The sequence below is a fragment of the Arthrospira sp. PCC 8006 genome (genome assembly GCF_046480465.1).
Classification (GTDB): Bacteria; Cyanobacteriota; Cyanobacteriia; order Cyanobacteriales; family Microcoleaceae; genus Limnospira; species Limnospira platensis.
In genome coordinates this window covers 1-6463 of sequence record NZ_PKGG01000262.1, presented here as the reverse complement: position 1 = coordinate 6463, position 6463 = coordinate 1, and the positions used below count along the sequence as shown (strand labels likewise).

Genomic DNA, 6463 nt, shown 5'->3' with positions numbered 1-6463 from the left:
CCATAAACCCNTCGAGATTTATCGACAAATAGATGGTAAGTACCAATTACAAAGCGGGGAACCCTACTGGCTACCAGAAATCGGTTTAGGAATCGGTAGAACTCAAGCTACAGTAGGTGGTATTGACCGAGAAATCCTGTCTTGGTTTGACCAATACGGGAGACGTTATTTGAGCGCCGAAGAGTTAGCACAGCAGGCTCAATTGGAAGCACAAAAAGAACGTCAGGCGCGTTTAGCAGCTATTGCTCAATTAGACAATATGGGATTGACAGTAGAGCAAATTTCTGTAGCATTGGGGTTATCTATCAATGAGGTGCGTCAGCAGCTTGAGGAATCATAGATTTTAGAAAGTCGGTTTACATTAACTCTCAATTAATGAGGATGTGCCATTTTACTAGGAACCACAACTTGGTCAAATTCTTCCGCCGAAATATAGCCTAATTCGACACAAATCTGCTTTAAGGTCGCATCCTTCTCCAAAGCCAAATGAGCGACTTCTGCGGCTCGGTCATAGCCAATTTTAGGACTTAAAGCAGTTACCAACATTAAAGATTGTTCTAAATAGCTGTTAATTTTACGGTGATTTACCTGTAAACCAACCAACAGAAAATCTGTGAAGTTATTACAACTATCCGCCAAAATATTAACCGATTGTAGCAGGTTAAAAATCATCATTGGCTTAAACACATTTAACTCAAAATGACCCTGGGAACCCGCCATACTAATAGCGGTATCATACCCCATTACCTGAACCGCTACCATAGTCATAGCCTCGCATTGGGTGGGGTTTACTTTTCCCGGCATAATTGAAGAACCCGGTTCATTTTCGGGTAAAATTAATTCGCCTAAACCACAGCGGGGGCCACTCCCTAAAAATCTAATATCATTGGCAATTTTCATCAAAGAACAGGCTAAAGTTTTTAACGCACCACTCGCCATAACTATGGCATCATGAGCCGCCATAGCCGCAAATTTATTGGGTGCTGAAACAAAGGGTAAACAGGTCATTTCGGCAATGTGTTCCGCCACCCTTTCCGCAAACCCAGGCGGCGCATTTAATCCGGTTCCTACAGCGGTTCCACCAATAGCTAATTCATACAAATCAGGTAAAACCATCTCAATGCGTTTTAGGTCGGCATCTAGTTGTGCCACATAGCCGGAAAACTCCTGTCCTAAAGTCAGGGGAACAGCATCTTGTAAATGGGTGCGACCAATTTTGACAATATCGTTAAATTCTGCGGATTTCTGAGCCAGAGCATCTCGCATTTTTCGGACTTTAGGAATTAGGCGCTGATGAAACGCCAAAGCTGCTGCGATGTGCATAGCCGTCGGAAATGTATCGTTAGACGACTGAGACATATTAACATGGTCATTGGGATGAATAGGGTTTTTGCTGCCCATTTTTCCGCCCACAGAAGCGATCGCCCAATTAGCAATCACCTCATTTACATTCATATTACATTGAGTACCGCTTCCAGTCATCCACACCCGCAGGGGGAAATGTTCCGATAACTTACCCTCAATTACCTGTTGCGCCGCCTGTATAATCAATTCTGACAGATCTAGGGGCAGTTTTCCCAACTCTTGATTAGTCAACGCCGCCGCCTTTTTGAGAATACCAAAAGCCGCGATCACCTCTGGGGGGATTAAATCAGTACCAATAGAAAAATAATGAAGCGATCGCTGAGTTTGCGCTCCCCAATAGCGATCGTCGGGGACCTGAATTTCCCCCATGCTATCGCGTTCAACTCGCATATTAGCATCCATATCCTGATTCATCGCCTAAGTTCCCCGTCCATTATCTATTAAAACTGCTTGAGTGCGCGTTGCATAGACCGCGCGTCATCCCTGCGTCGGATCGTCTCTCGCTTGTCGTGCAACTTCTTACCTCGCGCCAGTCCAATCATCACCTTAACCCGTCCCCGTTTCAGATACATTCTCAGAGGAACCAGGGTCAGGCCCTTTTGTTCTACCTGTCCAATCAGCTTATTAATTTCCTTGCGATGTAGCAACAACTTTCGGGTACGGCGCGGATCATGATTAAAGAAATTACTCGTATTCTCATAAGGGGAGATATGAACATTAATCAGCCACACCTCTCCATCCCGCACCAACGCATAACCATCCTGCAAATTAGAACGACCCGCCCGGATCGACTTAACCTCCGTGCCTTTCAGTTCAATTCCGGCTTCGTAGGTATCTAGGATCTCGTACAGATAGCGAGCTTTACGGTTATCGGTGAGGATTTTGTATCCGTTACTGTCTTTACTCATAACTCATCATTGTACCATGAACCAGGGTTAATTGAACAACCTTGTTGTTACCATCATTTTAATGGGACAATAGAAGTTTGAGTTTAGTATACATAGCGAGTTTTTAGCATCCAATGAAGGGAACGATTTGGGAACTGGATTTTTACAGTCGTCCGCTGCGGGACGAAGACGGAAAAAAAGTATGGGAGGTGATTATCTGTGAAACCCCCCTGGATGTGCGATCGCGCCCTGAGTCTCTATTCCGCTATACACAATTTTGTCCCAGTACCCAGGTTAACTCTATCTGGTTGCAGGGAGCTATTGAAGAAGCGATCGCTCAAGCACCATTACCACCATCAAAAATTCGTTTTTTCCGCCGTCCCATGGCGAATATGATCTCTAAAGCTGCTGAAGGGTTAGATATCCCCGCATCAGCTAGTCGTCGCACCTATACACTGTTTCAGTGGCTACAAGAACGCATCGACAAAGTTTATCCCACCTATCCTAACTATCAGGAAGGAACTAACCCCTCAGTGCAGTTTGTCTCCGGTGAACCTCAGCCCCTACCAGATGCACTTCAGGGGGAACAGTGGGCGATCGTTTCTTTAGAAGCCGCCGCCTTTCAAGATATGCCTGAATGGGATATCGGCTTTGGCGAAGCCTTCAGTTTACCCATGATGGGGCTATCTCCCGAAACACTCGTTCCCGGTCTGATTATTTTCTCTACCCGCGCCATACCCCTAGCCGCCTGGATGTCTGGGTTAGAGTTAGCTTTTCTGCGACTCCTGGAAACTCCCCGCCCTAGCCTGATTTTGGAAACCGGGGAAAATGAGAGTTGGATTTTGGCTAACCTCACCGACTCTAAAACCCAGACCGAAGCCCGGAATTTTGAACAAGCCAAGCTCTCCGCTAAAAATGTGCATTTTTTGGCTATTCAGTCTGACCCTAATTCCGAGTCCTTTGCTGGCTTCTGGATGCTTCAGCAGTTAGACTTCTAATCTCATTACCCCGGAGGGGGATGATAATCTTATCGATTATCCCCCCTCCCCTCCCACTCACCCCGAAAACATCCCAACCTCTATACATACAATCTGATTTTTGTCAAGATGCCCATTTTAGGCGATCGCTTTTTCTCCGGGGGTGGGTTTTTCCCCTGGCTGATTTAGCACCCGCCCCTACAGGTGCATCGCTATTTTGAAATTTTAGCCACCAAATATTTTAAACCCCGTAAAAATAGGCGTTTCCGCCTCTTTTTTTGCATATAGACACAATCACCCCTTGGGAGCCATTTCCTACACCATACCAAAACCCCCATCATCTCCTCAATCTTTTGATAGAAGTTATCAATAAAAACTTATTAATTCTTAACATTCTTTGGAAAATCAAAACTATTCGCAGCCATACATTAGCTAAACTTAACTAATTTGCCAAGGCTGGGCCAAGGCTGTCAACTAATTGAGAATCATTAGCTTGAAAAATTAACTTTCATGATATAAACATCTTAAAGAGAGTCATTTGCAATTGGTTCCCAGAGCCATACCCAGAGCCCTATCCATGATTTAAAGGGTTCAGATGCTTACTGGAAAAGGTTTCTAAGTAATTAGACAACCCCAATCTGTAGAAAAACTCTCAATTAATGGTGTAGTGACCCAAGAACTACAGCCATTAACCCATTTTCAGATGTTTTTGCGTTGGTGTGAGATTAGAAATGACAAACAAAATTCTTTGGAAGACCCTCAAGCACAGTCCCAGCTTGGTGGGTGCAGCCCTGCTTCTAAGTGCAGGTTCCGCCTTAGCCACAGAAAAAATAGCCACTAAATTTGACATTACATCTCAAGTAGCTCCCGTAACTACTGAAGACATAGAAGACTCTATCAGCCCAGAGTCTAATCTGGCGATCGCCCATCAATCCGAACCCCCAAGCCAACCCCTAGAATTAGCTCAAACACAGCCAGAAACCGATCCAGAAATCACCATCTTAGGTATCGAGCAAATCAACCAATACAGTGGCTTAGAAGACTCCATGGAACAGGTAACTTCTGTTTCCCAGTTGTCAGACGTGCAACCCACAGACTGGGCATTCCAAGCCCTACAGTCCTTAGTTGAGCGCTATGGCTGTATCGCAGGTTATCCCGACGGAACCTTTAGGGGAAACCGAGCCATGACTCGTTTTGAGTTTGCTGCTGGTTTAAATGCTTGTTTAGAGCGAGTTAATGAACTAATTGCCGCTTCTGTAGCTAATCTCGTAACTCGTGAAGACCTAGCAGTTATCCAACGACTACAGGAAGAATTTGCAGCAGAACTAGCCACTTTAAGGGGTCGCGTATATGCCCTAGAAGCCAGAACCGCCGAATTAGAAGCTAACCAATTCTCAACCACCACCAAACTTAGTGGCGAAGTAGTATTTTGGGCAGGAGATAGCTTTGGCGATCGCTCTCGTCATAATGTAGCAGGGGGACCCTTTGGCCGAGCCAGTGATGACCCCACCCAAACCTATCTCGGCTACCGCAGCCGTCTCAACTTTGATAGCAGCTTTAGCGGTCGAGACAGGCTGAGAATTCGCTTAGAAGCCGTAGACATTCCCAACCTGAGAAGTTTTGGTCTTAATAATACATTAATGGCTCGCACTTCCATTGACGGCAGGAGCAATGGTTTCCGACTAGATGATCTAAACTACCGTTTCCCCGCTTTTGATGGTAAAGCCCGCTTCTGGGTAGGCGCTAATGCTCTGGGAATAGACAATATTCTTGATGTACTCTCACCCCTTGAAAGTGCCTCCGCCGGATCAATTTCTCGGTTTGGACGACGGAACCCCGCCGTATTTCGAGGGCCCGGTGGTGCAGGTGCTGGCGCTAACTTCACCTTTGGTAGTCAACCTCGCTTTAAACTTAATCTAGCTTATTTAGCCGGTAATGCTTCTGATGCTACCCAAAGCAATGGCTTATTTAATGGTAGCAATAGCGCTGGCGCTCAGTTAGTTTATGAACCCAATCGAAACCTCGCTTTTGCCGTCGAGTACGCCCGCAAGTATTTTAGCACTGAAGACGTGAATATTGCTGGCGGCACAGGAAGCTGGATTTCTGAGCGTCCCTTTGGAAACAATGCCACCAGCAGCGATAACTTAGGTTTACAATTTAACTGGCGCGTCCTTGACAAATTCCAGTTAGGTGGCTGGTTTGGTGCTACCTGGGCTCATCAACAAAGAAATGGCAGTGATAGTGCGACAATTCTTAACTGGGCTGTCACTATGGGCTTCCCCGATGCCTTCAGCGAAGGAGATTTGGGTGGTATTATTATCGGAATGCCCCCCAAAGTTACGAACCACGACCGGGGAGCTTTGGAAGACCGCGATACTTCCTTCCATATTGAAGCCTTCTATCGCTATGCCTTCAATGACTACATTTCCATCACTCCCGGCTTCTTTGTCGTCACTAACCCTGATCACAATAGCCACAATGCTAATATTTTCGTAGGGACTCTCAGAACCACTTTCCGTTTCTAGCAGTTTCTCGCTCATTTTCTTAGCCTGGGGGGACGGACTATTCTTGAATTTCTCCTCACCCCCCTAGGCCGTTGACAAATCTATGGCGATCGCCTATTATTATTTAAATGGTTTTCTTTTGCTATACACTTGACTAATTATTCAACATTGCTCACCATAGTAAATGGCTCTAACCATCGTCTAATAACGGATAGAGCCATTTAGGGTAGATTTTTGACTAAATCACAAAATGGGTCGGGGGTTAATCCTAAATTGTCATAGGAAAGCCACCGACCACAATCATCATCGCCTGGGGTTATTTAGCGATCGCATTCATAGGAGAATCAGCCACCTCCGGCGATTCAGAATCCGGTTCTAAGGTAGCCATATCTGGTCCGATTGCAGTCCACCATAAAGCGATCGCCGGAATCACACCAAATAATACGCTTAATAGAGTCGGTAGTAGAAACTTAGGATCTAAAGCCACCACCGTAATTACCGCCCCAAAGCTAAAGTTAGTCAAATACACCAGTAAAGGTAGAGTCAACACAGATCGAGATAAAACAATCGGCTTACTTCTCCATAAAACCGCCGCCACCGTCATAAACACCAAACCCGTCCCCATCCATCCCGTAAGATTACGATAGGGCATTCCGAAAAATTCCCCTACATCTTGAAATTGCCAAAACGGAAAAGGTGCTTGACCAATAGCCGGGTCTAGGACTAAATC

The 6463-nt window shown here is 45.6% G+C and carries 5 protein-coding genes and 1 pseudogene; 3 read left to right on the top strand and 3 right to left on the bottom strand.

All coding sequences use genetic code 11. The features are described from left to right. Window positions 1-340: pseudogene (locus B9T16_RS24400) on the top strand (Uma2 family endonuclease); the annotation flags it as partial. Between the two features lie 32 nt (window positions 341-372). Here the strand turns inward: B9T16_RS24400 and fumC are convergent. Both fumC and smpB read right to left on the bottom strand, forming a co-directional pair. Then, window positions 373-1779, bottom strand: coding sequence for a class II fumarate hydratase (gene fumC / locus B9T16_RS24395; protein ID WP_410245991.1), 1407 nt, complete (start codon window positions 1777-1779; stop codon window positions 373-375). 26 nt (window positions 1780-1805) lie between these two features. Then, complete coding sequence (gene smpB / locus B9T16_RS24390) at window positions 1806-2273, bottom strand: SsrA-binding protein SmpB (RefSeq protein ID WP_317269474.1); 468 nt, start codon at window positions 2271-2273, stop codon at window positions 1806-1808. Between the two features lie 113 nt (window positions 2274-2386). Here smpB and B9T16_RS24385 point away from each other — a divergent pair, with 113 nt between their 5' ends. Together B9T16_RS24385 and B9T16_RS24380 are read left to right on the top strand one after the other, a co-directional pair. After that, window positions 2387-3250, top strand: a complete 864-nt coding sequence (locus B9T16_RS24385; RefSeq protein ID WP_006619953.1) for a Tab2/Atab2 family RNA-binding protein — start codon at window positions 2387-2389, stop codon at window positions 3248-3250. Window positions 3251-3960: 710 nt separating this feature from the next. After that, window positions 3961-5754 carry an iron uptake porin gene (locus B9T16_RS24380; RefSeq protein ID WP_410245990.1) on the top strand — a complete coding sequence of 598 codons (1794 nt, stop codon included), beginning with the start codon at window positions 3961-3963 and terminating at the stop codon, window positions 5752-5754. 295 nt (window positions 5755-6049) lie between these two features. Here the strand turns inward: B9T16_RS24380 and B9T16_RS24375 are convergent. Next, window positions 6050-6463 (bottom strand): carotenoid biosynthesis protein (locus tag B9T16_RS24375; RefSeq protein ID WP_410245989.1); only part of this gene is annotated, 414 nt, incomplete at its 5' end.

Coding starts and splice junctions, on each gene's coding strand:
- B9T16_RS24380 (WP_410245990.1), top strand. CDS start 3,961: ATGACAAACAAAATTCTTTGGAAGACCCTCAAGCACAGTCCCAGCTTG.
- fumC (WP_410245991.1), bottom strand. CDS start 1,779: ATGAATCAGGATATGGATGCTAATATGCGAGTTGAACGCGATAGCATG.
- smpB (WP_317269474.1), bottom strand. CDS start 2,273: ATGAGTAAAGACAGTAACGGATACAAAATCCTCACCGATAACCGTAAA.
- B9T16_RS24385 (WP_006619953.1), top strand. CDS start 2,387: ATGAAGGGAACGATTTGGGAACTGGATTTTTACAGTCGTCCGCTGCGG.